The following is a 231-nucleotide window of genomic DNA, read 5'->3' as shown; positions in this document are numbered from 1 at the left end:
ACAGGTATGGCACTAAGGTAAGATGAATTACCAGTGCGTTGTCATCTCCCAGTTCCCAGTTTAGCTGTCTCACAGATTCTATATATTGCAGGGATTCAATATCCCCTACGGTTCCTCCTATTTCTGTGATGACAATGTCATATTCTCCCGTAGTGCCTAACAATTGAACCCGTTCTTTGATCTCATTGGTAATATGCGGGATTACCTGAACTGTTTTACCTAAAAATTCCC

General features: G+C 41.6%; 1 pseudogene. It reads right to left on the bottom strand.

What is annotated here, in order from left to right:
* Positions 1-231: pseudogene (locus ACY2RT_RS15750) on the bottom strand (CTP synthase); the annotation flags it as partial.

The organism is Ulvibacter sp. 2210JD10-4 (assembly GCF_058148525.1).
The sequence above is the reverse complement of the archived record's forward strand: the minus strand, read 5'-3'. Positions and strand labels throughout refer to the sequence as shown.